Genomic DNA, 24,854 nt, shown 5'->3' with positions numbered 1-24,854 from the left:
GACTGCATGGAGACAGATCTTCGAGCCTTGGCCAGGGTCCAGGAGTGGTACGGTCCGCACTCGAGCACAGCAGCCGAGTGGCCGGCGGATGCGTTAATCCTGGCCAAGGGATCCACGACGATTAGCGTCGTACTACCCGCACGTGACGAAGAGCTCACCGTGGGCGACATCGTCCGCGAGATTCGCCGTGAGCTCGTCGAGCGCCTGCCGCTTGTCGACGAGATCCTGGTCGTCGACTCCAACTCCACCGATGCCACCGCCGAGCGGGCGCGCGAGGCAGGCGCCCGCGTGGTGGCACAGAACCAGGTGCTCTCGCACCTGCCACCCCTGACGGGCAAGGGCGAGGCGCTGTGGAAGGGGCTGGCCGCCTCCAGCGGCGACATCGTCGTGTTCGTGGACGCGGACCTGCGCGACTTCTCCGCGCACTTCGTGTCCGGCCTGGTGGGGCCGCTGCTGACGGACCCCGACATCCACTTCGTCAAGGGGATGTACGAGCGGCCGTTCACGGGCGAGGACGGGGTCATGCGCCGCGGTGCGGGCGGGCGCGTGACCGAGCTGGTGGCCCGGCCGCTGCTCACCATGTTCTGGCCGGAGCTCGCCGGATTCGCGCAGCCGCTCGGCGGCGAGTACGCCGCCCGGCGCGAAGTGCTGGAACAGGTGCCGTTCGTCACCGAGTACGGCGTGGAGTTCGGGCTCCTCGTCGACTTCCTCCAGCTTGTCGGACTTGACGCGATGGCCCAGGTGGACCTGGGCACGCGTACGCACACACACCAATCGGTGGCCGCGCTCGGCCGGATGGCCGGGCAGATCATGCTCACCGCCTGGTCCCGCCTGGAACGGCAGGGCCGGGTGCTGCCGGCCGACCCTCCCGGGCACACGATGCTGCAGTTCGGGCTGGAAGGGGTCGACCTGGTGGACGTGGCCGTGGCGGAGCGACCTCCGCTCGCCTCCCTCGTACTTGAGGAGGATGTGGCATGAAAGTCCTGGTCAACGCGGGGCCGTGGCTCGCGGTCCCGCCCCCCGGCTATGGGGGGATCGAGAACGTGGTGGCCACGCTGGTGCCCGCGCTGCGCGAACGCGGCGTGCAGGTGGTCCTGGCCTCCGTCGGCTCCAGCACGCTCGAGGTGGACGAGCTGATCAGCGTCTTCGACGACGGCCGGTTCACGGAGCTGCAGAAGCCGTACAACCAGGTCATGGGGATCGCGCACGCGCACCAGGCCAGGGTGGTGGCCGAGCTGCGCGCCCGCGACGACATCGATCTCGTGCACGACCACGTGGAGGTCGTCGGGCCCGCGGTGCTGTCGGCGCTCGGCGGGCCGCCCGTCCTGCACACCCTGCACTGGGACCTGCACAAGCATCCGGCCTTCTACGGCGCGTTCCCGACGGGGATCGCGGTGAACGGCGTCTCGGAGTCGCAGCTCGCCCGCGCCCCCGACGCCCTGCGCGCGGCCTCGTTCGGAGCCGTCCACCTGGCGAGCCCGCTCGCCGACCGCGACCTGCGGGTCGAGCGCGGCGAGCATCTGGTGGTCATGGGCCGGATCTGCGCGCTCAAGGGCCAGCACGTGGCGGCCAGGGTCTGCCAGAAGCTCGGCCTCCCGCTGGTCCTCGCGGGGCCGGTCAGCGGCCGGAACAGCGCCGCCGAGCTGGACGTCGTCGTCCAGAACCCGTACCACCCGCTGCACAGCCACCCGGACGTCCGCTACCACCTCGACCAGGTGTCCCGCTATCTGGACGGGGAGCTGGTCAGGTGGGTCGGCGCGGTGGGCGGCGCGGACAGGGACCAGCTCTACGCCTCGGCCAGGGCCGCGCTCTTCCCGATCCAGTGGGACGAGCCCGGCGGCACGGCGGTCGTCGAGGCGCTCGCGCTCGGAGTGCCTCCGGTGGGCCTGCGCCGCGGCTGCCTGCCCGAGATCATCGACCACGGCCGCACCGGGTTCCTGGCCGACTCCGAGGAGGAGCTGGCGGAGTGGGTGCTGCGGGTGGACGAGCTGGATCCGGAGGAGTGCCGCAGGGAGGCCCGCCGCCGCTTCTCGCCGTCCGTGATGGCCGAGCGCTACCTGGAGCTGTACGAGCGCGCGACGACCCGCTGACCCGCCGCCCCGCGAAGGAGTCAGGCGAAGCCGCGGGGGAGCACGATGACCGGGCAGGGGGAGGCCCGTAGCGCCTTCATGGCCAGCTCGCCCAGGAACACCCGGTGCGGCTGCGCGTCCTCGCTCGCCGCGCACACCAGCAGCTCGCCCGGCAGCCACTCGACGTCGGCCAGCGCGGCGGCCACGTCGTGCCCCTCGGCCACCTCCGACTCCGCCTCGATCCCCGTGGTCTCCCACGCCAGCCGCACGGCCAGCGCGAGGTCGTCCCTGAGCTTGCCCTGGTTCTCCGTGCGCAGGTCGAGGGTGATCAGCCGGAGCGGGATGCCGAGCCGCAGCGCCGCCTGCGCGACGCGTTCGACCGCCTCGTCGCACTGCGGCCGGTGCACGTAGGCCAGGGTGAAGCGCTCAGGGCCGTTGACGGGCACGTAGTGGGCGGGCGCCAGCATGACCGCCTCCGACGACAGGTGGAGCAGGTGGTCGGCGGTGGCGCCGATCGCGATGCGGCCGCGCTGGCCGCCCTCCTCCGAGCCGACCACGATCAGGTCGGCCCTGATCCGGCTGGCCAGCACCGACAGCCCGCGCCCCGTGCCCCTGCTCTCGTACGTGAGGTACTCGGCCGGGGTGGACCCCAGCTCCTCCGCCGCGTGCGCCAGGTTGGCCTGCGCCTCCACCGCCAGCCCCGGGCTGCCCGGCGGGTAGATCGTGGCGACCGTGAGCTCGCCGCCGGTGACGCGCGTGATCGCCGCGCCGAGGGCCAGCGCATCGCGTCCGCCCTGGTCGGCGGTGTAGCCGACGATCACGTGCTCTCCGATCACGACAGCCCTCCTACCCGCTCTGAGCTGGGAATACGCGGCCTTGATCGGAACGTTGTAAACCATTGGAGGCGTAAAGAAGTGAAGATCACCCTTGATACCCGCTTCAACTTCAATGGGTCTGTCATGGTCACCCTCCGTGAAGCGGTGCAGCAGCTCAGGGAGCACGACCTCGCCTGCACGGTGTCCGCGGAGCTCGTGGAGCAGAAGGTCACCGTCTTCTCCGACTGCGTCGAGCGCGGTTTCACGCCGCTCCGCAGCGAGATCATGGCCGCCTTCTACATAGCCTCCCGAGACGCCACCACCGAGGCGTTCGACCGGGGCCTCATCTCCGCAGGCGAGCTGGAGACCCAGCAGGCGGCACTGGTTCGGCAGCTCCTGTCCTAGACTTCTCCCGATGTTTCGGTCGAATGGTCGAGGCATCTGACGGCGATAGTTCGTAAGGTCTTGTCCACTGCCCATTAACGGATAGGACACACGTGTACCGCGACATCGTCGACTTCGCCATGACCACGCCCGGGTGGCTGCACACGCTCGCCGAAGTCGGGACTGATGCCGGGTTATTCCTGTTCGTGGCGCTGTTCGCGGTCGCCGCACTCCGGGCGTGGCGCGGCCCGGCCCGTGACCTGGCGCTGGTGATCGCGGGACCGGCCGGGGTTGTGTTCGCGTACGTCGTGAGCGAGGTCGTCAAGACGATCATCAGGGAGGACCGGCCGTGCCGGGGCGGGATCACGACGATCGCCGCCTGCCCGCCCCCCGACGACTGGTCCTTCCCCAGCAACCACTCGGTGATCGCGGCCGGCGCCGCGGCCACGCTCGTGCTCGCCTGGCGCGCCCTGGCCTGGGTGGTGCTGCCGCTGGCGGCGCTCATGGCGTTCACGCGGGTCTTCGTGGGCGTGCACTACCCGCACGACGTGGCCGCGGGCTTCCTCGTCGGGGTGACGCTGGCGCCGCTGTTCGCGCTGCTGGTGGTGGGGGCCGTCACTCCTGCCGTACGGCTCGCCCGTGTTCATCTGGCCGAGCTACGCTCGGCGCGCTGAGGTGGATGTCCTCGCTACGCTGCGGATCCACCCCAGCCGTCTGTCGCCTCAACGAGCCGTTCAGTGATGCCCGGTTCGGTGAAGGCGTGGCCGGCGTCGTGGACGACCTTGAAGTCGGCCTCCGGCCATGCCTTGTGCAGGTCCCAGGCGGTGGTCATCGGCGTGCAGGCGTCGTAACGGCCCTGGACGATCACGGCGGGGATGTGCCGGATCTTGTGGACGTCCCTGATGAGCTGGTCGGGCTCGAACCAGCCGTTGTGATGGAAGTAGTGGTTCTCGATGCGGGCGAAGCAGACGGCGTGGCTGTCCTCGCCGTACTCCTCGACCCGGTCCGGGTCGGGCAGCAGCGAGATCGTGCCTCCCTCCCACTGCGTCCACGCCTTGGCCGCGGCCAGCCTGGCGGCGGCGTCCTTCCCCTCGAGCCGCCTGCGGAAGGCGGCCATGAGATCGCCGCGCTCCTCGGGCGGGATGGGCGCCACATAGGACTCCCACAGGTCGGGGAACAGGTAGGAGGCGCCCTCCTGGTAGAACCAGCGCAGCTCGTGGGGCCGCAGCATGAAGATCCCCCGCAGCACCAGCTCGGTCGTGCGGTCGGGGTGCGTCTGCGCGTACGCGAGCGCCAGCGCGCTGCCCCACGAGCCGCCGAACACCTGCCACCTGTCGATGCCCAGGTGCTCGCGGAGCTTCTCCATGTCGGCCACGAGGTGCCAGGTGGTGTTGGCGGCGAGGTCGGTGGCCGGGTCGCTGGCGTGCGGCAGGCTGCGGCCGCAGTTTCGCTGGTCGAACAGGACGATCCGGTAGAGCTCGGGATTCCACTGGCGGCGGTGGTTGGCCGTGCACCCGCCGCCGGGGCCGCCGTGCAGCATCACGGCGGGCTTGCCGTCCGGGTTGCCGCAGACCTCCCAGTAGATCTGGTTGCCGTCGCCCACATCCAGCAGGCCCGACTCGTACGGTTCGATGGGCGGGTACAGCGTTCTCATGGTCCCCGATCCTGCCTCATTTACGGTCCGTAGGATGATCGCATGAACCTCGTGACCATTGACGACATCCGCGCCGCGGCCCATCGGATCAAGGGAGTGGCGGTGCGGACGCCGCTCGTGCGGATGGGCGAGGCGTGGGTGAAACCGGAGAGTCTGCAGCCCGTCGGGGCGTTCAAGCTCCGGGGAGCGTACAACGCCGTGGCCTCGTTGCGGCCCGACGGTGTCGTCACCCACTCGTCCGGCAACCACGGGCAGGCCCTGGCGTACGCGGCCAGGGAGTTCGGGGTGCCGTGCGTGGTGGTCGTGCCCGAGGGCGCGCCCAAGGTGAAGCTGGCCGCGATCGAGGGCTGGGGCGCCGAGACCGTCATCGTGCCGCCGGAGGAGCGTGAGATCGTCGCCGAGAAGCTGGCGCGGGAGCGGGGGCTGACGCTGGTGCCGCCCTACGACCACCCGCTGGTGATCGCGGGTCAGGGGACCGTCGGGCTGGAGATCGTCGAGGACTCGCCCGACGTCGAGGTGGTGCTCGTGCCGGTGGGCGGCGGTGGGCTGGCGTCCGGGGTCAGCACGGCCGTCAAGGCGCTGCGCCCCGGGACCAAGGTGATCGGCGTCGAGCCAGAGCTGGCCGCCGACGCGGCGGAGAGCCTGGCCGCCGGGCACCCGGTGGAGTGGGGGCCGGCCAGGACCTTCAGGACGATGGCCGACGGGCTGCGCACGGGGCTGTCCGAGCTGACCTTCGCGCACCTCAGCCGGCGGCTCGACGGGATAGTCACCGTGTCGGAGGACGAGATCAGGGCCGCCATGGGCCACCTGGCGCGGTCGGCGCGGCTCGTGGCCGAGCCCAGCGGGGCGGTCACCACGGCGGCGCTCCTGTCCGGCCGGGTCCCGGGTACGGCGGGCAGGGCCGGGCGCACGGTGGCCGTGCTGTCCGGGGGGAACGTCGATCCCGACCTGTTCCGGCAGGTGATCTAGGCCCACTCGTGGCGGCCGAGGAACGAGCGGTCGCCGGTGGCGTACTCGTTGAAGGCCGCCTGCACCTCCTCCAGCTCGGGCACCATGGTCCTGATCAGGGTGGTCTCCTTGTACTCCAGCTCGTAGCCGGGGGAGACCTGCAGGAAGTGGCGGCCGAAGTTCACCAGGGCCACGAACGGGTTCTGCGCCGACAGCGTGGCCAGGACGTCGTGGACGAGGCCGAGGTCCGGGTCGTGGACGATCATGCCGTCGCCCGTGTGGAGCTGCATGCCCTCGTACACGCCGAGCGGCGCCACGTTGTGCACCAGGTCGCGCTGAGGGTCGTAGCAGACCAGCCCGTGTGCCCGCGCGACCGTGAAGACCTGGGCGGACGTCTCGTCCATGGTGTCCAGGTCCATCGCCACCAGCACGTGGCCCGGATAGAGCGTGACCTCCCCGGGCAGCTCCTTGGCGACGTCGGGCACGTCCCCGTCCACGGGGGACGTGCGCTTCACCGCCAGATAGGTGGCGCGGGCCTGGTCCCGGCTGATCGGCACCGGCTCGTCCCACACCATCAACTCAACGCTCATCGGTCCATCTTGTCGGACCGGCACCCCGCCCGCGCACCACTGCGCCCAAGTGCCGGAAACCTGCGTCGTGCCATCTCCGGGCAAACCTACCTGGGCTTCTCCGAATCCGGCACCAGCTCGACCGTGCAGGCGGCGCACCGGCGGGCCTCCGTCGGGATGTCGGTGAGACATTCGGGGCACTGCTTGGTCGTGACCTTCTTGTCATGGTCGAACAGGCTGATCAGCCGGGTCATCGGGGCCACGACCAGCCAGTAGATGACCGCGGAGACGACCAGGAAGCTCAACAGGTGGTTGAGGAAGTCGCCGTACTTGAACTGGCTGCCGTTGATCGTGAAGGAGAACTCGGAGAAGTTCGGCTGCCTGCCGCCGGTGATGGCCCCGATCAGAGGCGTGATCAGATCGCTGACGAGTGCCTGCACCAGACCGCTGAACGTGGCGCCGACGATCACGGCCACCGCGAGCTCGACGATGTTGCCGCGGAGTAAGAACTTTTTGAAGCCGCCCATGGCACCACCACGTAGCCAGGATCGGGCGCGGCAAACCATGCTGAGGGCGTGGGTCGCCGCCGATACCGCGCCGTCGGCGGCGGCTCACCCCGTTCAACTGGAGTAACGACGTGGTGTCGGTGGAAGGAACAAAGCGGCTTGTCGGGTTGAGCGGGGGAACGGAACATGGGGAGAGACCGCAAGGGAGCCTCGATGATCGAGATCTGGCCGGGTGACCCCTATCCCCTCGGGGCGACCTACGACGGCGCGGGCACGAACTTCTCGCTCTACACCGAGGTCGCGGACGCGGTGGAGCTGTGCCTGTTCGACGAGGACAACGTCGAGTCGAGGGTGCCGCTGACCGAGGTCGACGGGTTCATCTGGCACGGCTACCTGCCGGGGATCGGGCCGGGACAGCGCTACGGCTACCGGGTCCACGGGCCCTACGACCCGGCCCACGGCCTGCGGTGCAACGCGAACAAGCTGCTGCTCGACCCGTACGCCATGGCCATCGAGGGCGACGTGAGCTGGAACGAGGCGGTCTACGGCTACCGGTTCGGCCAGCCCGACACGCGCAACGACATGGACTCGGCCCCGTACGTGCCGCGCTCCGTCGTGATCAACCCGTTCTTCGGCTGGGGGCACGACCGGCCGCCCGCGACGCCGTACCACGACACCGTGATCTACGAGGCCCACGTGCGGGGCCTGACGATCAGCCACCCCAAGATCCCCAAACACCTGCGCGGCACGTACGCGGCGCTCGGCCACCCCGAGATCCTCGACCACCTCACCAAGCTCGGCGTGACGGCGCTGGAGCTCATGCCGGTGCACCAGTTCGTCACCGACCACATCCTGGAGCAGCGCGGGCTGTCCAACTACTGGGGCTACAACTCGATCGGGTTCTTCGCGCCGCACAACCGCTACTCCAGCCAGGGGCAGCGCGGCAGGCAGGTGCTGGAGTTCAAGGCCATGGTCAGGGCGCTGCACGAGGCCGGCATCGAGGTCATCCTCGACGTCGTCTACAACCACACCGCCGAGGGCAACCACCTCGGGCCGACGCTGGGGCTCAGGGGGATCGACAACCTCAACTACTACCGGCTGGTCGAGAACGACGAGCGCTACTACATGGACACCACGGGCACGGGCAACAGCCTGCTCATGCGCTCGCCGCACGTGCTGCAGATGATCATGGACTCCCTGCGTTACTGGGTCATCGAGATGCACGTCGACGGGTTCCGCTTCGACCTGGCCTCGACGCTGGCCAGGGAGCTGCACGAGGTCGACCGGCTGAGCTCGTTCTTCGACCTGGTGCAGCAGGACCCGGTCCTGTCGCAGGTCAAGCTGATCGCCGAGCCGTGGGACGTCGGGCCGGGCGGCTACCAGGTCGGGAACTTCCCGTCCCGGTGGACCGAGTGGAACGGGCGCTACCGCGACACGATCCGCGACCTGTGGCGCGGGCAGGCGGCCACGTTGCCGGAGTTCGGCTCCAGGTTCACCGGGTCGAGCGACCTCTACCAGGACGACAGCCGCCGCCCCGCCGCCTCGATCAACTTCGTCACCTGCCACGACGGCTTCACCCTGCAGGACCTCGTCTCGTACAACGTCAAGCACAACGAGGCCAACAAGGAGGGCAACCGCGACGGCACCGACGACAACCGGTCCTGGAACTGCGGCGAGGAGGGCCCGGCGGACGACGCCGTGGAGTCGCTGCGCGAGCAGCAGAAACGCAACTTCCTGACCACGCTCTTCCTGTCGCAGGGCGTGCCGATGCTCTCCCACGGCGACGAGCTGGGCCGCACGCAGAAGGGCAACAACAACGGCTACTGCCAGGACAACGAGCTGACCTGGGTCGACTGGTCGGACGTGCGGGAGAACTGGCTGCTGCTGGAGTTCACCCAGAGCCTGGCCGAGCTGCGCAAGAGACATCCGGTCTTCCGCCGCAGGCGCTTCTTCTACGGCAAGCCGGTACGCGGCCTGAACGACATCGCCTGGCTCACCCCGTCGGGGGAGGAGATGACCGACAGCGACTGGACGGTCGGGTACGCCAAGTCCCTGGCCGTCTTCCTCAACGGCGACGCCATCACCGAGCCGGACCGTCGCGGCCGCCCGATCAGGGATGACTCGTTCCTGGTGCTGTTCAACGCCCACCACGACACCATCAAGTTCACGATCCCCAAGGACTACGGCGAGATGTGGCTGACCGAGATCGACACCGCAATGCCGATCAAGCTGGACGCGCGCACCTGCCGCGGCGGCGACGCCATCGAGGTGCCCGGACGGAGCGTGCAGGTGCTGCGTCGTGTCTAGGCCCTCCTCCACCTACCGGGTGCAGCTGACCCCCGACTTCGGCTTCGCGCAGGTGGCCGAGATCGCCGGCTACCTGCGCGACCTCGGCGTCAGCCACGTCTATCTGTCGCCGATCCTGCAGTCCACGCCCGAGTCGCGGCACGGCTACGACGTCATCGACCACTCCAGGATCAGGGCGGAGTTCGGCGGGGCGACGGGGTTCAGGGAGATGGCGCAGCAGCTCGCCGCCCATGACCTGGGCATCGTGGTGGACATCGTGCCCAACCACATGAACACGGTCAACGCGCAGTTCTGGTCGGTTCTCAAGGACGGTCCCGCCTCGCCGTACGCGAACTGGTTCGACATCGACTGGTCCGAGGGGAAGGTCGCCCTGCCCGTGCTCTGGGACGACACGGACCCGTACGTGGACGGCGACGTGCTGCGTTACCACGACCACGCCTACCCCTACCCCGGCCACTACCGGCTGGCCGACTGGCGCGAGGGCCCCGGCTACCGGCGCTTCTTCGACGTGTCGTCGTTAATAGGGCTACGGGTCGAGGATCCGTCCGTGCTGTTCGCCACGCACGAGGTGATCTTCTGGCTGCTCGACGAGGGGCTGGTGGACGGGCTGCGCGTCGATCACCCCGACGGGCTGGCCGACCCGCGGGGCTATCTCGAACGGCTGCGCGCCAGGGCGGGCGAGACGTGGACCGTGGTGGAGAAGATCCTCATCGGGCCCGAGCGGCTGCCGGGCGACTGGGCCTGCGACGGCACCACTGGCTACGACGTGCTCAACCGCGTCAACGGCCTCTTCGTGGATCCCGCCGGGAAATCTCCCCTTGTGCAGCTTTTTACGGACATGACGGGGCAGCCGCCCGAGTACCGGCCCGTCATGGCGCAGGCCAAGCGGGAGGTCATCGACCTGTTCTTCGGCGCGGAGGTCGGCCGCCTCGCCGACGCCGCCTGCAAGGACCCGGCCGCCGTGCGCGAGCTGCTCGCCGCGATGCCGGTCTACCGCGCGTACGTGGTGCCGGGCGAGCCGCCGCCGCCCGAGTCCGTCGAGATCGTCGAGCTGGCCGCCGAGGCGTGCTCGCCCGCCGTGCTGCCGCTCGCCCGCGAGGTCCTGTACGGCTCCGCCGAGGCGATCGTCCGCTTCCAGCAGGCGTGCGGCCCGGTCATGGCCAAGGGCGTGGAGGACACGGCGCTCTACCGGTGGTATCCGCTGGCGTGCCTCAACGAGGTGGGTGGGGAGCCGGACGTGTTCGGGGTGCCGGTGGAGGAGTTCCACGACTTCTGCGCGGAGCTGCGGCCGTACACGATGACCACGCTGTCCACGCATGACACGAAGCGGTCGGAGGACGTGCGCGCCCGGCTGTCTGTGCTGTCGGAGCTGCCCGAGGAGTGGGCCGCCGCGGTGTCGTCGTGGTCGTCCTCGGTGCGCTTCGATCCCGCGCTGGACTACCTGGCATGGCAGAACCTCATGGCGGCCTGGCCGATCTCGGCCGAGCGGTTCACGGACTACCTGCTCAAGGCGGCGCGGGAGGCCAAGACCACCATTTCCTGGATAAATCCGGATCCGTCCTATGAGCGAGGCTTGCGGGAGTTCGCGGAGGCGGCCGTACGGCTGCCGGTGGGCGAGTTCACCTCGCGCATCGAGCCCTTCGCGATGTCGAACTCGCTCGGAGCCAAGCTCGTGCAGCTCATGATGCCCGGAGTGCCCGATGTGTACCAGGGCAACGAGACCACCGACTTCTCGCTGGTCGATCCGGACAACCGGCGGCCCGTGACGTACCCCCGCAAACCGGAGAGCTCGTGGGACGCGGCCAAGCTGCTGGTGACGACGCAGGCGCTGCGCCTGCGCCGCCGCCTCAGGGGCGCGGCGCCGTACCGGCCGCTGTGGGCGGAGGGGCCCGCCGCGGAGCACGTGATCGCCTTCGCCAGGGGCGACCGGCCGCAGGCCGTCGCCGTCGCCACCCGGCTGCCGGTGCGGCTCGCCCGGTCGGGATGGGGCTCCACGTCCCTGACGCTCCCCGCCGGGACGTGGCGGGACCTGCTCACCGGCGGCCTGCACACGGGGCGCATCCCACTCGCTCACCTGCTCAGTCAGTATCCCGTCTCACTTCTGGAGAGACATGATCTTTGAGGTCTGGGCACCGAAGGCCACGTCCGTCGAGCTGTCCCTCGGGGACGACCGTCACGCGCTGTCGCGCGGGGAGGGGGGCTGGTGGTCGGTCGCGGTGGCGGGGGCCTCGCACGGCACGCGGTACGCGTACCTGGTGGACGGCGACGGGCCGTACCCGGATCCCCGGTCGCGGCGGCAGCCGGAGGGGATCTTCGGACCCAGTGCCGTGTACGACCACGCCCGCTTCACCTGGTCCGACCACGAGTGGAAGGGCCGCGACCTGCGGGGAGCCGTGATCTACGAGCTGCACGTGGGGACGTTCACGTCGGAGGGGACGTTCTCGGCGGCCGTCGAGAAGCTGCCGCACCTCGTGGAGCTCTGCGTCGACTTCGTGGAGGTCATGCCGGTCGCGCCCGTGCCCGGGGGGCGTAACTGGGGGTATGACGGGGTGGACCTGTACGCGGTGAACGAGACGTACGGGGGACCTGACGGGCTCAAGTCGTTCGTGGACGCGTGCCATCGGGCCGGGATCGGGGTCATCCTGGACGTGGTCTACAACCATCTGGGGCCCTCGGGGAACTTCCTGCATCCGTTCGGCCCCTACTTCGCCGGGTTCAAGGGCAGCTATTGGGGCGATGCCGTCAATCTGGACGGGCCGGACTCCGACGAGGTGCGGCGGTACTTCGTCGGCAACGCCGTGCAGTGGCTGCGCGACTATCACATCGACGGGCTGCGGCTGGACGCCGTGCACGCGCTGCACGACAGCCGCGCCAGGCACCTGCTGGCGGAGCTGTCGGAGGAGGTGGACGCGCTGGCCTGCTCGGTCGGCCGCCCCCTGTCACTGATCGCCGAGTCCGACCTGAACGACCCGCGCATGGTGCGCTCGCTGGACGCCGACGGCCTGGGCATGACCGCTCAGTGGGACGACGACGTACACCATGCCCTGCACTGCGCGGTGAGCGGCGAGTCGCACGGCTACTACGCGGACTTCGCCCCGCTGTCGGCGCTGGCCAAGGTGCTGACCTCGGGGGTGCTGCACGACGGGGCCTATTCGAGCTTCCGCGGCCGCGCCCACGGCCGCTCCTTCGCGGGCGTGCCCGGGCACCGGCTGGTGGCCTGCGTCCAGAACCACGACCAGATCGGCAACCGCCCCAAGGGCGACCGGCTGCCCGTCCCGGCGCTCAAGCTGGGGGCCGGGCTGCTGCTGACCTCGCCGTTCACGCCGATGCTCTTCATGGGGGAGGAGTGGGGGGCGCGCACGCCGTTCCTGTTCTTCTCCGACCATGTGGAGCCCGCGCTCCGCGAGAGCGAGGGCGCGCGGCGATCGCGCGAGTTCGACGGGTTCGGGTACGTGTGGGACGCGCCCGACCCCTCGGACGAGGAGACGTTCCTGCGCTCGAAACTCGACTGGAGCGAGGCCAAGGAGGAGGCGCACTGGTCGGTGCTGTGCTGGTACCGCGACCTGATCGCACTGCGCAAGGCGCTGCCCGAACTGTCGGATCCGCGGCTGGACCGGGTCCGGGTGGAGGTGGATCCGCTGGAGAAGTGGCTGCTGATGTGGCGGGGCCGGCTGGCCGTGGCCGTGAACTTCGCGCAGGACTCGGTCACGGTGCCGGTGGCGGTGTCGCCGGAGATGGTGCTGCTGGTCTCGGACGAGCCGGTGGTGGCGGACGGGAAGAAGCTGCGCCTCCCTGCGCAGTCCATGGCCGTCTGCCGAACCTGACGCTTCGGGCAGGGGTTATCCACAGGGGCGTCGCACAGGCCGGGTCCGTCCACAGAATCCCGTTCCGCTCCACCCGTGCAACGCCCGATCGCCGATGATCCTGAGTGCCTCGCCGACTCCTCTTCGACGCATGGAGCGCACTCACCTATGAAGATCATCCTTCCTTTGCCCGCCACGCTCACGTCCCTCTTCGTCGTGGCCATGGAGCAGTTGCTGTTCGACGTGGAGTCGTTCGTGCCCTGGCGGATCAGCGGACCGTACAGGAGGGCCGCGATCAGTGCCCTGGGCAGCGGAGCCCTGACGGTGACCCACCATCGGACACCTTGGAAACCGACGGCGGCCACCCTCACGGACGACGAGAGACGCCGCTTGCGGCGCACCAGGCAGCATGTGGTGTTCGCCACGACCGCGCCTCCGCACAGGCTCCCCGCCGGCGTCCAGGCCGCGAGAGCGGCCGCCCGGGCCCTGGCCCGCGCATGCGACGGCCTGCTCCTCGATCCGCTGACGGGTTCCACCATCCTCACCTGCGGCAGATGCGCGGGCGAGCCCACGGACTTCCGCCTCGACGACTGGCTGTCCTGGGACGTCCAGGTCCACGACGCCGCGACCTGCCCACCGTGGGACCCGGCCGACACGGGCGCGTGCGACTGCCTCCGTGTCACGTCCCGAGGGCTGCGCCGCTTCGCCCTCCCGGAGATCACTCTCGACGGCGCCGGCTGCGCCCACAACCTCTGCGCGACCAGCCTCCTGCGCACCGTGGCCCACCGCCTGGTCACCGACCACCTGGCCTACGTCACCGCGCACCCGGACGCCACCGAACGCGAGATCGACGACTTCCTCCACATCCCCGCCTCGGACCAGCCGGACGGCGGCCTGCCCTTCGGCGTCCGGCTGACGCCGTACGACGCGGAGCTGGGCGAGCTGGGCCGCACGGGCACGATCCGCCGCCTGAAGATCGGCCCTGCGCCGGGCACCGGCCAGATCACCTGCCTCAAGGTGGGCCCGCCTTCCGGCTTCCCCGGCTCGCTTAACGACTGGCTGTGCGCCACTCAGACCGCCATCCACCCGCCGCTGAGGTTGGTGGACCCGGCGCGGACGCCGGCGATGACAGCGACCCCTGGCATCGCGGCCTGACGCCGGCGGTGGGGATACCGCCCATCGAGGGTGCTCAACGTGCCGGCGGTGTCTCTGGCGCGCGGGTGCCGGAGGGCCGCCGTCCCGTTACAGATGATGCAGATGTGACCGTTATGGCATGATTTATTCGGAAAAATACCTGATTGTCCTGAACCAAAAGGGGGCCTCTGACCGTCCAAGGGTCGTGATCCCGTTTGAGATGATCGATGAAGATCTGCCTACGGCCCGTGAGCGGGCTCACAGGTGGGAGAAGCTGCGCGAGCGTCGCGCGGTCATCGCCGGTCTGGTGCGTGAGGCCCGGCAGGGGCTCGAAGCGGTCGACATATGGGATCCGGAACAGGTGGCCGTGGAGGAGGCGAGGCTGGCGGCGTACCGGATGCTCCTCGCGGAGGTGGACCGGGAGCTGGCCGAGGTGGGGCCGGCGCGGGACATCTACGAGGAGCTGCTGGCACGTGAGGAGCGGCGGCTGGCCCTGTCGGCCGATCCTCGGGGTGCTGAGCTGCTGGAGATCGGGCGGTTACTGGCCGAGCTGGACGTCGAGCTGCCTGCTTGGGAAGGTGCCAGGGCAGCCGGGGTCGCGGTCCTGCGCGGTGACGAGGTGATGGGCGAGTTCGTCAGGAAGGTGCAGGCGCTCGGCATGACGGTGGAGGCCGGCGTCGAGGGGACGGACGCCGTCCAGGACCTGGTCGAGCGGCTGGGGGAGCGTTGCCACGAGCTTGAGCGACTACGTCACCGGCTGCGGACTCGCCGGGAGGAAGTGCTCCTCGCCTGAGCCGTGTGCCGGCCCGAGGGCCACGCCTCCGGTTGGGGGCGGGTGGACGGGCCATGGATCCGGTTGGGGTGGGTGGATGTGCCGTGGCCCTCCCCGAACCGGATATCGAGCGTGCAGCCGAGGGTCAGCGGCTGAGGACCTGCCTCAGGACGTGTTCCAGGGTCGCTGCCGGGTCCGCGGCGGGGCCGGCGGAGCGCCAGGCCACGTAGCCGTCAGGCCGGACCAGTACGGCGCCGCCCCCGTTGACGCCGTACCGCTCCCGGAACCGCCCTTCCACGTCCATCAGCTCCTCATCCACCACCACCCGCGTGAGCTGTATCCCGAGCCGTTCCTTGACCACCCGCCCCGCGTCCATCCAGATCTGGCCCCCCTCCCGGTCGGCCAGCAGCACGAAACCGGAGCCGAACAGGTCGATGGTCGAGATGCGCTGCCCCTCCCAGTCGAGGATCACGTGAGGAGCGCGGCTGCCAGGACGTCCGTTCGGTACGCGGGGATCCTCCAGGATCGAGCCGTCGTCTCCGGGTTCGTCGAGGATGGCCGTGGAGTGGTAGCGCAAGCCGATGATGGCGCCAAAGGGGTCCTCCAGGGGCTCCGGGTATCCGACGCGGGCCGCGGGAGGCATGCGTGCGCCGAGGTTGGCGAGCTGGGCGTCGGCCGTCAGGGTGCTGACGGGGCGGCGTTCGGCGTCGTACGTGTCGAGGAAGGCGGGGCCGGCCTGGCCCGTGACGACCAGCCAGAGACGCCAGGCGAGGTCGCAGCCGTCCTGGAGCGCCGTGCTGCCGCCCTGCCCGCCCGTGGGCGGCATGGTGTGGGCCGCGTCCCCGGCGAAGAAGACCCGGCCCACGCGGTAGGTGTCGGCCAGCACGTGCGCCATGGCGAAGAAGGCCCTGTCCAGCACCCGGACGTCCAGATCGGGCCGGCCGACCGCGATCCGTACCAGCTCCAGGCAGCGCTCCTCGGTGAAGTCCGCCTCGCTCTCCCCCTCGGAGTAGTTGATCCCCAGCACGTGCGCCCCCACCCCGGTGCCGGTCACGATCACGCCGGTGAAGACGTCGTTCTGCAGGTACCAGAGCGTGACCTCGCGCTCGCGCACCAGCCCGGTCAGGTCGGCGTCGAACATGATCGAGCACATCTGGCCCAGCTCGCCCTTGCCTGAGGTGGGCACGTTCAGGAGGCTCCGTAGCGGGCTGCGGTAGCCGTCGGCGGCCACCACGTAGTCGGCCCGCACGAGGTGCTCCCCGCTCGCGTCGCGGATGAGCGCCGTCACCCCGTCCTCGTCCTGCTCCAGAGAGACCAGCTCGGTCGAGAACCGCAGGTCGGCGCCCAGCTCCTCGGCCTTGAACCGCAGCAGCCGCTCGATCTCGGCCTGCGGCGCCCCCACCTGCGCCACGGGCGTGACGTCGGCCAGGAAAGCCGTTTCCTCGCTCTCGCTGTCCATGATCATGTGGGGTTCCGGGTCGGAGAGGCTCTTGGCGATCGCTATGCGCATGTTCTCGCCGATGCCCTCCCAGATCTCGCTGAGCTCCTGCTCTATGCCGGGTACGGGACGCAGCAGCTCGACGGCTCGTGGGCCGACGCCGAACGCCTTCGGCTGGATCGAGGTGCTCGGATGCCTCTCCACCAGCATGACCGGTACGTCGCGCCAGGCCAGGAGCATCGCCGTGCTCAGGCCCGCATAACCGCCGCCCACCACCAGGACGGGGACTCGCTCTTGTTCCATGCTTCTCCACCTCCAGGAACGCGTAGTATCGCGTTTTGCGGCTGAACGACACGATATGTCGCGTCTGGAGAGCCAGTCAAGACATATCTCGACTTTGAGGCTGAGGATGCGAGCAGCGAAAGGCGGCGGCCGAGGGATGGTGGCTGTGCCGGACGCGGCCCACCCCAGGCACGGGAGCGCGGCGCCCTGTCCGGGGCGCGGGAGGGCGGAGGCCTGTCCCGGGCATAGGAGCGCGGATCATCGCGGGCGCACAGATGCGGTGACCGCGCACAGATGCGGTGACCGCGCACCGAGACGGAGCGCGATGGCGGCGGGGCTCCTGAAGCGACGGTCGCCCCGGCGCGGGTCAGGAGGAGAGGTGGCGTTCCAGGGACTCGAGTTTGCTGGTCATCCCGTCCGTGACCCCCGCCCGGAGGTCGGCCTTGAGCACCAGGCTGACCCGGGGCGCGACCTCCGCCACCGCGTCCACCGCGCGCTTGACGACGTCCATGACCTCGTCCCACTCACCCTCGATCGTGGTGAACATCGCGTCCGTGCGGTTGGGCAGCCCGCTGTCGCGGACCACCTTGACGGCGCGGGCGACGGGCTCGGCGACCCCTTCGCCGACGCCCAGCGGGGTGATGGAGAATGCGACGATCATTGCTGCCCCCTTGCGGCCTGCCCGGAGACTTTCGATCTTAGCGAGCTGTCGGCTGCGAAGCCCCGCGAAAAGCCACGACGTCGGCGAACGCCGTGGCTGCCGCGGTACGTCACGCGTGGTCGTGCTCTTCTTCGTCTTCCTCGCTCGGCCCCTCCGACGGCTCCACCCCGAGCACCGCCTCGCGCGGCTCGATCTCGGTGATGTGGTCGACGAGCTGCAGCACGTGGTCGGGCTCGATCAGCCACTGCAGCGCCGAGGCGCCGGTCTCGTCCGATGCGACCAGCTCGGCCTGCTCGGTGCGCTCCTCTTCGGTGAGGTCCGCCTCGGGATGCCTGATCTCGGCCAGTGCCGCCGCCTGCAGCGCGTCAACGTCGAGCACCTCGACGGTCAGCTCGACCGTGAGGCGCAGGAACTTCGGTTCATCACTCATGGCGACGACTTTAGGGCAGCTTCCACTCGACAGGGGTGGCGCCCTGCTGAATGAGCAGCTCGTTGGCCCGGCTGAACGGGCGCGAGCCGAAGAAGCCGCTGCGGGCCGAGAGCGGGGAGGGGTGGGCGGACTCGATGCGGGGGATGGCGCCGAGCATGGGCGCCAGGTTGCGCGCGTCGCGGCCCCAGAGGATGGCGACCATCGGCTTGTTGCGGGCCACGAGCGCGTGGATGGCCTGCTCGGTGACCTGCTCCCAGCCCTTGCCCCGGTGGGAGGCGGGCTTGCCGGGCATCACGGTGAGGACCCTGTTGAGCAGCAGGACGCCCTGCTCGGCCCACGGCGTCAGGTCGCCGTTGGAGGGGCGGGGGAGGCCGAGGTCGGCCTCCATCTCCTTGTAGATGTTGAGCAGGCTGCCCGGCAGCGGCCGCACGTCGGGGGCCACCGAGAAGGACAGGCCGACCGGGTGGCCGGGCGTGGGGTAGGGGTCCTGGCCCACGATCAGCACCTTGACCTCGTCGAAGGGCTGGTTGAAAGCGCGCAGCACGTGCGCCCCCGAGGGCAGGTACTGCCTGCCTTCGGCGATTTCCTTTCGCAGGAACTCGCCCATCTCGGCTATCCGCTCGGCGACGGGCTCGAGCGCGCGCGCCCATCCGGCTTCGACGACTTCGTTCAGGGGACGACCGGTCATGGCCGATGAGCTTATCCAGGTCTGGTACGGCCTGCTGCCGAAACGTCGGCTCCGGGCCGTACCAGAATGATCACAGCGACGGCTTGCCCGGCTTGAAGAGCCAGGCGTCGAAGAGGGAGTCGAGCTGTTTGCCGGACAACCGCTCCGACAGGGCGATGAAGGCAGCCGTGTCGGCATTGCCGTACTTGTGGTCGGAGGCCCACGTACGCAGGATCCTGAAGAACACGTCGTCGCCCACCGCGCGCCGCAGGACGTGCAGGGTCATCGCGCCGCGGTCGTAGACCGGGTCGTGGAAGAGGCCGGCAGGGCCGCCGGGGTCGGCGGGGGGCGTCTGCCAGAACTCGTCGTCGGCCGCCCGCGCGTAGGCCTTGTCGAACGAGCTCTGCACGGTGCCGGTGCCCTGCTTGTCCGACCAGAGCCACTGCGCGTACGTGGCGAAGCCCTCGTTGAGCCAGATGTCACGCCAGAGCGCCGGCGTCACCGAGTCGCCGAACCACTGGTGCGCCAGCTCGTGGGCCAGCAGCGACTCGCTCGGCACGCGCGGGTAGATGGGCCGGGACTGGGCCTCCAGGGCGTAGCCGACCTCGGGGGCGTGGTCGGCGATCCCGCCGGTGGAGGAGAACGGGTACGGGCCGAAGAGGGAGCTGAAGTAGTCGAGCACGGGAGCGTGCCGCTCGGCGAAGTCCTTCGCGCCGTCGGCGAGCTTGGGATCCACGGCGGTGATCACGCGGTAGCCGCCGACCCGGGTGTCGGTGAGCTGGAACTTCCCGATCGACACCGTGGCCAGGTAGCTCGCCATCGGTTCGCGGGAGTCCCAGACGTACGTCGTGCGATCGCCCTTCGACGCCTTGGACACCAGATCGCCGTTGGCCACCGCCACGCGAGTGCTGGGCACGGTCACCGAGAAGCGGTAGGTGGCCTTGTCGGTCATGTGATGGTTGCCGGGATACCAGGTCATCGCGCCCTGGGGCTCGTTGGCGTTGAACACGCCGTCGCTCGTCCGGATCCACCCGTCCCGGGAGCCGTCCGGGTCGACGACGTGCGTGGGCCTGCCGTCGTACCGGACCTCGACGGAGAAGTCGCGTCCGGCGGGCAGCGCGGAGGTGATCACCAGCTCGGAGCCGCTCTGGGAGAACGCGGCGGGCCGGCCGTTCAGCGTCACGGAGCGGACCGTGAGCGTGCTGACGAGGTCGAGGTCGAAGCGGCTCAGCGCCTGCGTGGCCCGCGCGGAGATCCGCGCCACTCCGGCGAGGCGGTTGGAGCTCGGGTCGTAGTCGAGCGTGAGGTCGTAGTGGCCGGCGTCGTAGCCGCCGTTCCCCTGGTCGGGGAAGTACGGGTCGCCCGCGCCCGGCGCGCCGGGCTGGGCGTCGAGCGCGATGGCGGGGGCGAGCGGCAGAGAGATGAAGGCTGCTGCGGCGAGAGCGAGAAGACGCTTCATCGGACGATCATAGAACCGCGTCGCGGGCGCCCACCGGAACCGGCGGACGCCCGCGAGCGTGTCACTTCACGGATCCGGCCATCATGCCCTGGACGAAGTACCGCTGGAACGCGAAGAACAGGACCAGCGGGATGATCAGCGACAGGAAGGCACCGGACGACAGGATGTCGATGTTCGATCCGAACTGCCGCATCTGAGACTGCAGGTGCTTGGTCATCGGCTGGTTGTCGGTGTCGGCGAAGACCAGCGCGATGAGCATGTCGTTCCAGACCCACAGGAACTGGAAGATGCCCAGCGAGGCGATGGCGGGCTTGCCCAGCGGGAAGACCACCGACACGAAGATCTTCCACTCCGGCGCGCCGTCCATCCGCGCCGCCTCCAGCAGCGAGGAGGGGATGCCGACGAAGAAGTTGCGGAGCAGGAAGATCGCGAACGGCAGGCCGAACGCCGTGTGGAACAGCACCACGCCCGCGATCGAGCCGAAGATCCCGACGCCTCCGTAGAAGGACGCGATGGGGATCAGCGCGATCTGGATGGGCACGATCAGCAGCCCGACCACGACGAGGAACGCCCCGTCACGCCCGGGGAACTCCATCCACGCGAACGCGTAGGCGGCCATGGCCGCGATGCCGATCACCAGGATCGTGGTCGGCACCGTGATCGCCACGGTGTTCCAGAAGGACGCGGTGAAGCCGCTGGCCAGCAGGTTCGCGTAGTTCGAGAGGGTCAGCTCGGCCGGCTTGGTGAAGACCGTCCACCAGCCCTCGGCGGTGTTGACCTGCGTCGTACGCATCGAGACGACCAGCAGGCCCAGCGTCGGCACCAGCCAGAACAGGCCGAGCAGCACCATGATCAGCTGGACGGTGCCGCTGCCGATCCGGTCCACGATCCTGCTCAGCACGCCCCTGCGCGGCGCCCCCGTCTCCAGCCCGGACGGCCCGGTAGCGGTGGCCGTGGTCATGATTCGTCCCTCCTGAACCGGCGGATGTTCATGATCATGAAGGGAAGGACCAGTATGAGCAGGAAGACAGCCAGCGCGCTGCCCAGACCCTGGTTGTTCCCGCCGCCGAACGACACGCGCCACATCTCCAGCGCGACCACGTTCGCCTGTGGCTGGACCGAGCCTGGCGCGATGATGAAGACCAGGTCGAACACCTTCAGCGTATTGATGATCATCGTCACGAAGACGACGAGCAGCACCGGCGACAGCAGCGGCACGGTGATCTTGCGGAACACCTGCCACTCCGTGGCGCCGTCGATGCGGGCCGCCTCCAGCGCGTCACGCGGGATCGCCGCGAGGCCGGCCGCGATCAGCACCATGGCGAACCCGGCCCACACCCAGACGAACGCGCCGATGACCGCCGGGGTGATGAGCGTCTCGCCGAGCCAGTTCAGGCCGCCGTAGGAGGCCTGGAAGTTGGACTGCGGGAGCCGTACGACATAGGAGCCCGCGGGCAGGCCCTCGAAGCGGAACGAGCCGTCGTCGGCCGTCGTGGCGGTCCCGGCGACCTTGCCGTTCTGCACGGCCTCGACGGTCATGCCCGGCAGGCCCTTCTCCGAGGCGTCGACCTCGCCGTTCTTGCCGCCGCCTCCTGGGGTGAAGTCGAACCACACGGTCCCGGAGAGTCCGCCGGCGGCCGCGGGTGCCTTGGCGGGCCCGGCGTTGCCCGGCAGGGTGTTCGGCTTGACGCCCACGATCGGGATCAGCACGGGCTGGCCCGCCTGGACGGGCTGCTTGGTGACGACCGTGCCGCCCTCGGAGGCCACCGGTGACTGGTCGCCCTCGCGCGGGCGAGCGTCCGGGTAGCCCTGCGAGGAGGAGAACGTGTCGTGCACCGTGGTGAGCACGGCGTTGGCCATGCCCTTGTCGGGGCTCTGCTCGTAGACCAGGCGGAAGATCACGCCGGCCGCCATCAAGGAGACCGCCATGGGCATGAACACGATGAGCTTGAACGCCGTCGCCCACTTGATCCGCTCGGTCAGCACCGCGAAGATCAGGCCCAGCGTGGTGACCACGATCGGCGCGACGACGACCCAGATGAGGTTGTTGCGGATCGTGATGAGTGTGCCGTGATCGGAGAAGATCGTGGCGTAGTTGCCCAGTCCCACGAATCCGGTGCCCGCCGCGTCGAACAGGCTCCGGAAGATGGAGTAGACGATCGGGTAGACCACCCAGATTCCCAGCAGCAGCGCCGCCGGGAGGAGGAAGGCGATGGCGACCGCCGGCGAGGGGCCGAGGCGTCTCGTGGTACGGGGGGTTTCAGCCGGTCCGGTGGAGGACCCGTCCGCGCTCTGCGCGGACGGGGCCTGCGGGCCGTCCAACCGTTCGGTCACGGCCTTACCTCTTACTTCTTCCAGGCCTTCTTGGCCTCGGCTTCGAGTGCGGTCTGTGCGCCCTTGATGTCGCTCGGGTTGCGGAGGAAGTCCTGCAGCGCCTTCCACTCGCCCTTGCCGTCGGTGCCGCCGAACGCGCTCGGCGCGAGGTCGGACATGTCGTAACGGACGGCGTCGCCGGCCGAGACGATCGTCTGCCCGAGCTGCTTGGTCAGCTCGTCGGGGTAGTTGTCGGGGGAGACGTTTTTGTTGGGCGACAGGTAGCCGGGCAGCTTGGCCCAGATCTCGCCGCCCTCCTTGGAGGCCAGGAACTGCAGCAGCGCCATGGCGCCGGGGGAGTCCTTCATCGCGACCGCGACATCGCCGCCCAGGACGACGGGCGCCGTGTCACCGGCCTTGGGGAAGGGGAAGTACTTCGCCTGCTCGCCGACCTTGGCACCCGACTGCGCGGCCTCGACGGCCACGAAGTCGCCCTCGACGACCATGGCGGCCTTCTTGTTGCCGTAGACCTTGGACACGCAGGTCGGGTAGTCGGTCTGCAGGGCGCCGGAGCTGCCGTCGAGCAGGAACTCCTTCTTGCCGACGATCTGCTGGATCTTCTGCAGCGCGGTCGTCACGGTCGGGTCGGTCCACGGGATCTCGTGCTTGGAGAGCTTGTCGTAGTTCTCGGCACCGGCGGTGGACAGGTAGACGTTCTCGAACAGGTCGGTCAGCGTCCAGCCCGAGGCGGCGCAGAGCGAGAACGGCGGAGTGCCGGAGTCGGCGATGGTCTGCGCGTTCTTGACCAGCTCGTCCCAGGTGGTCGCGGGCTGCACGCCCGCGTCGTCGTACGCCTGCCCGCTGTACCAGACCAGCGACTTGTGCGCCGCCTTGATCAGCACGCCGTACACCTTGCCGTCGGCGGAGCCGAGCTCCTTCCAGTACGGGGTGTAGTTGGTGTCGATCTCCTTGACGACGTCGTCGGAGAGCGGCTTGAGCGCGCTCTGGTCGGCGTACTGCTGCACCAGGCCCGGCTGCGGGAGGACGGCCACGTCCGGCGGGTTCTTGCCCTGGATGCGCGGGCCGAGGTAGGCGCCGGTGTCCTCACCGGTGGAGGCGTAGGTGACCTCGGCGCCGGTCTTCTCGGTGAAGGCCTTGAGCACCTGCTCGAAGTTCTTCTGCTCGGCGCCGGTCCACTTGGCGGCGACCTCGAGCTTCACGCCCTGGAGCGGCTTGGCGCCGGCGGCGGGAGCCGACGCGGAGCCCGACTCGGTGGGAGTGGTGGTCGTGGGGGCGTTGCCGCAGGCGGCGACGGCTACCGCGAGCCCGGCCAGGATGACTGCTGATCTGGCTTTTCGCATGGCTGCCTCACTGTGTTCTGATGATCTCTTCGAGTTCTGACTTCATGGAGGCCGCGACGTCGTCGGCGGACTCGCTGGAGGGGTTGCCGAGCGCCTTGGCGACCGAACTGGCGATCACCAGGCTCAGCTGGTTGTAGTTGGCGCTCACCGGCCGTGCCTTGGCCGCGAGGATGCTCTCCTTGAGCACGGGCAGGTACGGGAAGCGTTTGATCAGGGCGGGATCGTCGTAGAGCTCGGTCCACACGGGCGGGAACGAGCCTTCGGTCAGGACGCGGCGCTCGTTCTCCAGACTCGTGAAGTAGCGGATGAACTCCTGCGCCGTGCGCTGATGCTTGGAGTACGCGCTGATCGCCAGGTTGGCGCCGCCCAGCGTGCTGGACCCGGGGCCGTTGAGCCCGGGGAGCCGGGTCACGCCCAGCTTCTTGCCCAGCTTCGCCCTGGCGGGGCCGTAGGCGTGCGGCCAGTTGCGGGCGAAGGCCAGCCGGCCCTCCTGGAAGGCCAGGCGCGACTCCTCCTCCTTGTAGCTCAGCGACTCCTTGGGGATCCAGCCTTCGCGCAGGCCCTGGAGCAGGAAGTCGAGCGCGATCTGAGCCTTGGCCGGATCGAGGGTCACCTCCGTGCCGTCCCGGCTGACGATCTGTCCGCCGGCGGACTGCAGGGCCTCGGAGAAGTTGACGGTGAGCCCTTCGTACGCCAGAAACTGCCCGGCATAGCCTCCAATGTCTTGCTTTTTCATTATTTGACGGGCTTGGTCGCGAAGCTCCGCCCACGTCCGTGGCGGCTTCTTGACCAGGTCGGTCCGGTAGTAGAGCAGTCCCGCATTGCTCGTGTACGGGACGGCCCAGAGCCTGTTCTTGTAGACCGCCGTTTCGACGACGGGCGGCAGGAACCTGTCGAGCGGGAACAACCCGCGCTCCAGGGGGATGATCCAGCCGTTCTCCGCGAACTCGGCGGTCCAGACCACGTCGAGCCCCAGCACGTCGTACCGGGTGCTCTTGGCCTGGAGGTTGGCTACCATCTGAGCGCGCTGCTCGTCGGCGGCCTCGGGCAGTTCCAGCAGCGTCACCTTCTCGGCCGGGTGGGCCTGGTTCCAGCGGTCCAGCAGGGGTTGCAGGTACGCCGTGGTGTCGCGACCGGTGGCGAACGTGATGGGGCCTGTGCCGCCCGTACCCGTCTCGCCGCCGCCCTCATCGCTCGCTGACGCGCATCCGGCCGCCGTAAGCAGGACGGCGAGGACGAGCGAAAGTGAGCGCACCTCTGTTTCCTCCACTGTTTCAGAGGG

General features: G+C 69.4%; 23 protein-coding genes. 10 read left to right on the top strand and 13 right to left on the bottom strand.

Features of this window, described 5'->3' with window-relative positions; all coding sequences use genetic code 11:
• Nucleotides 1-6: 6 nt before the first annotated feature.
• Nucleotides 7-978 (top strand): glucosyl-3-phosphoglycerate synthase, encoded by a 972-nt coding sequence (locus ABD830_RS13835; protein ID WP_344987146.1) that lies wholly within the window; start codon nucleotides 7-9, stop codon nucleotides 976-978.
• Nucleotides 975-2,090 carry a glycosyltransferase gene (locus tag ABD830_RS13830; RefSeq protein ID WP_344987145.1) on the top strand — a complete coding sequence of 372 codons (1,116 nt, stop codon included), beginning with the start codon at nucleotides 975-977 and terminating at the stop codon, nucleotides 2,088-2,090. The genes ABD830_RS13835 and ABD830_RS13830 overlap by 4 nt, the downstream gene beginning before the upstream one ends.
• Nucleotides 2,091-2,110: 20 nt before the next feature.
• On the opposite strand, the gene ABD830_RS13825 is transcribed toward ABD830_RS13830, so the two are convergent.
• Complete coding sequence (locus tag ABD830_RS13825; protein WP_344987144.1) at nucleotides 2,111-2,905, bottom strand: universal stress protein; 795 nt, start codon at nucleotides 2,903-2,905, stop codon at nucleotides 2,111-2,113.
• A 123-nt stretch (nucleotides 2,906-3,028) separates the two neighbouring features.
• Between ABD830_RS13825 and ABD830_RS13820 the strand changes: the two genes are divergently transcribed.
• Both ABD830_RS13820 and ABD830_RS13815 read left to right on the top strand, forming a co-directional pair.
• Entirely contained in the window at nucleotides 3,029-3,289 is a 261-nt protein-coding gene (locus ABD830_RS13820) for a hypothetical protein (protein ID WP_344987143.1), read from the top strand.
• Nucleotides 3,290-3,381: 92 nt separating this feature from the next.
• A complete protein-coding gene (locus tag ABD830_RS13815; RefSeq protein ID WP_344987142.1) occupies nucleotides 3,382-3,942 on the top strand; it encodes a phosphatase PAP2 family protein in 561 nt (186 codons plus the stop codon).
• A gap of 14 nt (nucleotides 3,943-3,956) precedes the next feature.
• On the opposite strand, the gene pip is transcribed toward ABD830_RS13815, so the two are convergent.
• Nucleotides 3,957-4,922, bottom strand: a complete 966-nt coding sequence (pip, locus tag ABD830_RS13810; RefSeq protein ID WP_344987141.1) for a prolyl aminopeptidase — start codon at nucleotides 4,920-4,922, stop codon at nucleotides 3,957-3,959.
• 42 nt (nucleotides 4,923-4,964) lie between these two features.
• On the opposite strand from pip, the gene ABD830_RS13805 reads away from it, so the two are divergent.
• A complete protein-coding gene (locus ABD830_RS13805) occupies nucleotides 4,965-5,891 on the top strand; it encodes a threonine ammonia-lyase (protein ID WP_344987140.1) in 927 nt (308 codons plus the stop codon).
• On the opposite strand, the gene ABD830_RS13800 is transcribed toward ABD830_RS13805, so the two are convergent.
• Together ABD830_RS13800 and mscL are read right to left on the bottom strand one after the other, a co-directional pair.
• On the bottom strand, nucleotides 5,888-6,460 hold the full coding sequence (locus ABD830_RS13800) for a hypothetical protein (RefSeq protein ID WP_344987139.1): 573 nt from the start codon (nucleotides 6,458-6,460) through the stop codon (nucleotides 5,888-5,890). The two genes, ABD830_RS13805 and ABD830_RS13800, sit on opposite strands and share 4 nt — an antisense overlap.
• Nucleotides 6,461-6,546: 86 nt before the next feature.
• On the bottom strand, nucleotides 6,547-6,966 hold the full coding sequence (gene mscL / locus ABD830_RS13795; RefSeq protein WP_344987138.1) for a large conductance mechanosensitive channel protein MscL: 420 nt from the start codon (nucleotides 6,964-6,966) through the stop codon (nucleotides 6,547-6,549).
• Nucleotides 6,967-7,158: 192 nt separating this feature from the next.
• Here mscL and glgX point away from each other — a divergent pair, with 192 nt between their 5' ends.
• The 5 genes from glgX (at nucleotide 7,159) to ABD830_RS13770 (ending at nucleotide 14,982) form a co-directional block, all read left to right on the top strand.
• Nucleotides 7,159-9,252 carry a glycogen debranching protein GlgX gene (gene glgX, locus ABD830_RS13790; protein WP_344987137.1) on the top strand — a complete coding sequence of 698 codons (2,094 nt, stop codon included), beginning with the start codon at nucleotides 7,159-7,161 and terminating at the stop codon, nucleotides 9,250-9,252.
• The gene (gene treY / locus ABD830_RS13785) at nucleotides 9,245-11,374 is read left to right on the top strand and encodes a malto-oligosyltrehalose synthase (RefSeq protein WP_344987136.1); all 2,130 of its coding nucleotides are present in this window, start codon (nucleotides 9,245-9,247) and stop codon (nucleotides 11,372-11,374) included. The genes glgX and treY overlap by 8 nt, the downstream gene beginning before the upstream one ends.
• Nucleotides 11,364-13,076 carry a malto-oligosyltrehalose trehalohydrolase gene (gene treZ, locus ABD830_RS13780; protein WP_344987135.1) on the top strand — a complete coding sequence of 571 codons (1,713 nt, stop codon included), beginning with the start codon at nucleotides 11,364-11,366 and terminating at the stop codon, nucleotides 13,074-13,076. Before treY ends, treZ begins: the two co-directional genes overlap by 11 nt.
• 147 nt (nucleotides 13,077-13,223) lie before the next feature.
• Nucleotides 13,224-14,210, top strand: a complete 987-nt coding sequence (locus ABD830_RS13775; protein WP_344987134.1) for a hypothetical protein — start codon at nucleotides 13,224-13,226, stop codon at nucleotides 14,208-14,210.
• 199 nt (nucleotides 14,211-14,409) lie between these two features.
• Nucleotides 14,410-14,982, top strand: coding sequence for a hypothetical protein (locus ABD830_RS13770; protein WP_344987133.1), 573 nt, complete (start codon nucleotides 14,410-14,412; stop codon nucleotides 14,980-14,982).
• A gap of 124 nt (nucleotides 14,983-15,106) precedes the next feature.
• Here the strand turns inward: ABD830_RS13770 and ABD830_RS13765 are convergent, their stop codons facing one another.
• The 9 genes from ABD830_RS13765 to ABD830_RS13725 all read right to left on the bottom strand — a co-directional run bounded on the left by ABD830_RS13765 (nucleotide 15,107) and on the right by ABD830_RS13725 (nucleotide 24,827).
• Nucleotides 15,107-16,702, bottom strand: coding sequence for an FAD-dependent monooxygenase (locus tag ABD830_RS13765; RefSeq protein ID WP_344987132.1), 1,596 nt, complete (start codon nucleotides 16,700-16,702; stop codon nucleotides 15,107-15,109).
• 346 nt (nucleotides 16,703-17,048) lie between these two features.
• On the bottom strand, nucleotides 17,049-17,342 hold the full coding sequence (locus ABD830_RS13760; RefSeq protein WP_344987131.1) for an MTH1187 family thiamine-binding protein: 294 nt from the start codon (nucleotides 17,340-17,342) through the stop codon (nucleotides 17,049-17,051).
• A 109-nt stretch (nucleotides 17,343-17,451) separates the two neighbouring features.
• Nucleotides 17,452-17,772, bottom strand: coding sequence for a hypothetical protein (locus ABD830_RS13755; protein WP_344987130.1), 321 nt, complete (start codon nucleotides 17,770-17,772; stop codon nucleotides 17,452-17,454).
• A 10-nt stretch (nucleotides 17,773-17,782) separates the two neighbouring features.
• Complete coding sequence (locus ABD830_RS13750; protein ID WP_344987129.1) at nucleotides 17,783-18,460, bottom strand: uracil-DNA glycosylase; 678 nt, start codon at nucleotides 18,458-18,460, stop codon at nucleotides 17,783-17,785.
• A gap of 70 nt (nucleotides 18,461-18,530) precedes the next feature.
• A complete protein-coding gene (locus ABD830_RS13745; RefSeq protein ID WP_344987128.1) occupies nucleotides 18,531-19,898 on the bottom strand; it encodes a M1 family metallopeptidase in 1,368 nt (455 codons plus the stop codon).
• Between the two features lie 61 nt (nucleotides 19,899-19,959).
• Nucleotides 19,960-20,859: a carbohydrate ABC transporter permease gene (locus tag ABD830_RS13740; protein ID WP_344987127.1), complete on the bottom strand. Its 900-nt coding sequence runs from the start codon at nucleotides 20,857-20,859 to the stop codon at nucleotides 19,960-19,962.
• Nucleotides 20,856-22,232: an ABC transporter permease gene (locus ABD830_RS13735; protein WP_344987126.1), complete on the bottom strand. Its 1,377-nt coding sequence runs from the start codon at nucleotides 22,230-22,232 to the stop codon at nucleotides 20,856-20,858. Before ABD830_RS13735 ends, ABD830_RS13740 begins: the two co-directional genes overlap by 4 nt.
• A gap of 11 nt (nucleotides 22,233-22,243) precedes the next feature.
• Nucleotides 22,244-23,572, bottom strand: a complete 1,329-nt coding sequence (locus ABD830_RS13730; RefSeq protein ID WP_344987125.1) for an ABC transporter substrate-binding protein — start codon at nucleotides 23,570-23,572, stop codon at nucleotides 22,244-22,246.
• A gap of 7 nt (nucleotides 23,573-23,579) precedes the next feature.
• The gene (locus ABD830_RS13725) at nucleotides 23,580-24,827 is read right to left on the bottom strand and encodes an ABC transporter substrate-binding protein (RefSeq protein WP_344987124.1); all 1,248 of its coding nucleotides are present in this window, start codon (nucleotides 24,825-24,827) and stop codon (nucleotides 23,580-23,582) included.
• Nucleotides 24,828-24,854: the final 27 nt, after the last annotated feature.

The organism is Nonomuraea helvata, from assembly GCF_039535785.1.
Classification (GTDB): Bacteria; Actinomycetota; Actinomycetes; order Streptosporangiales; family Streptosporangiaceae; genus Nonomuraea; species Nonomuraea helvata.
Note: the sequence above shows the minus strand (reverse complement) of the source record. Positions and strands in the feature narration are given on the sequence as shown.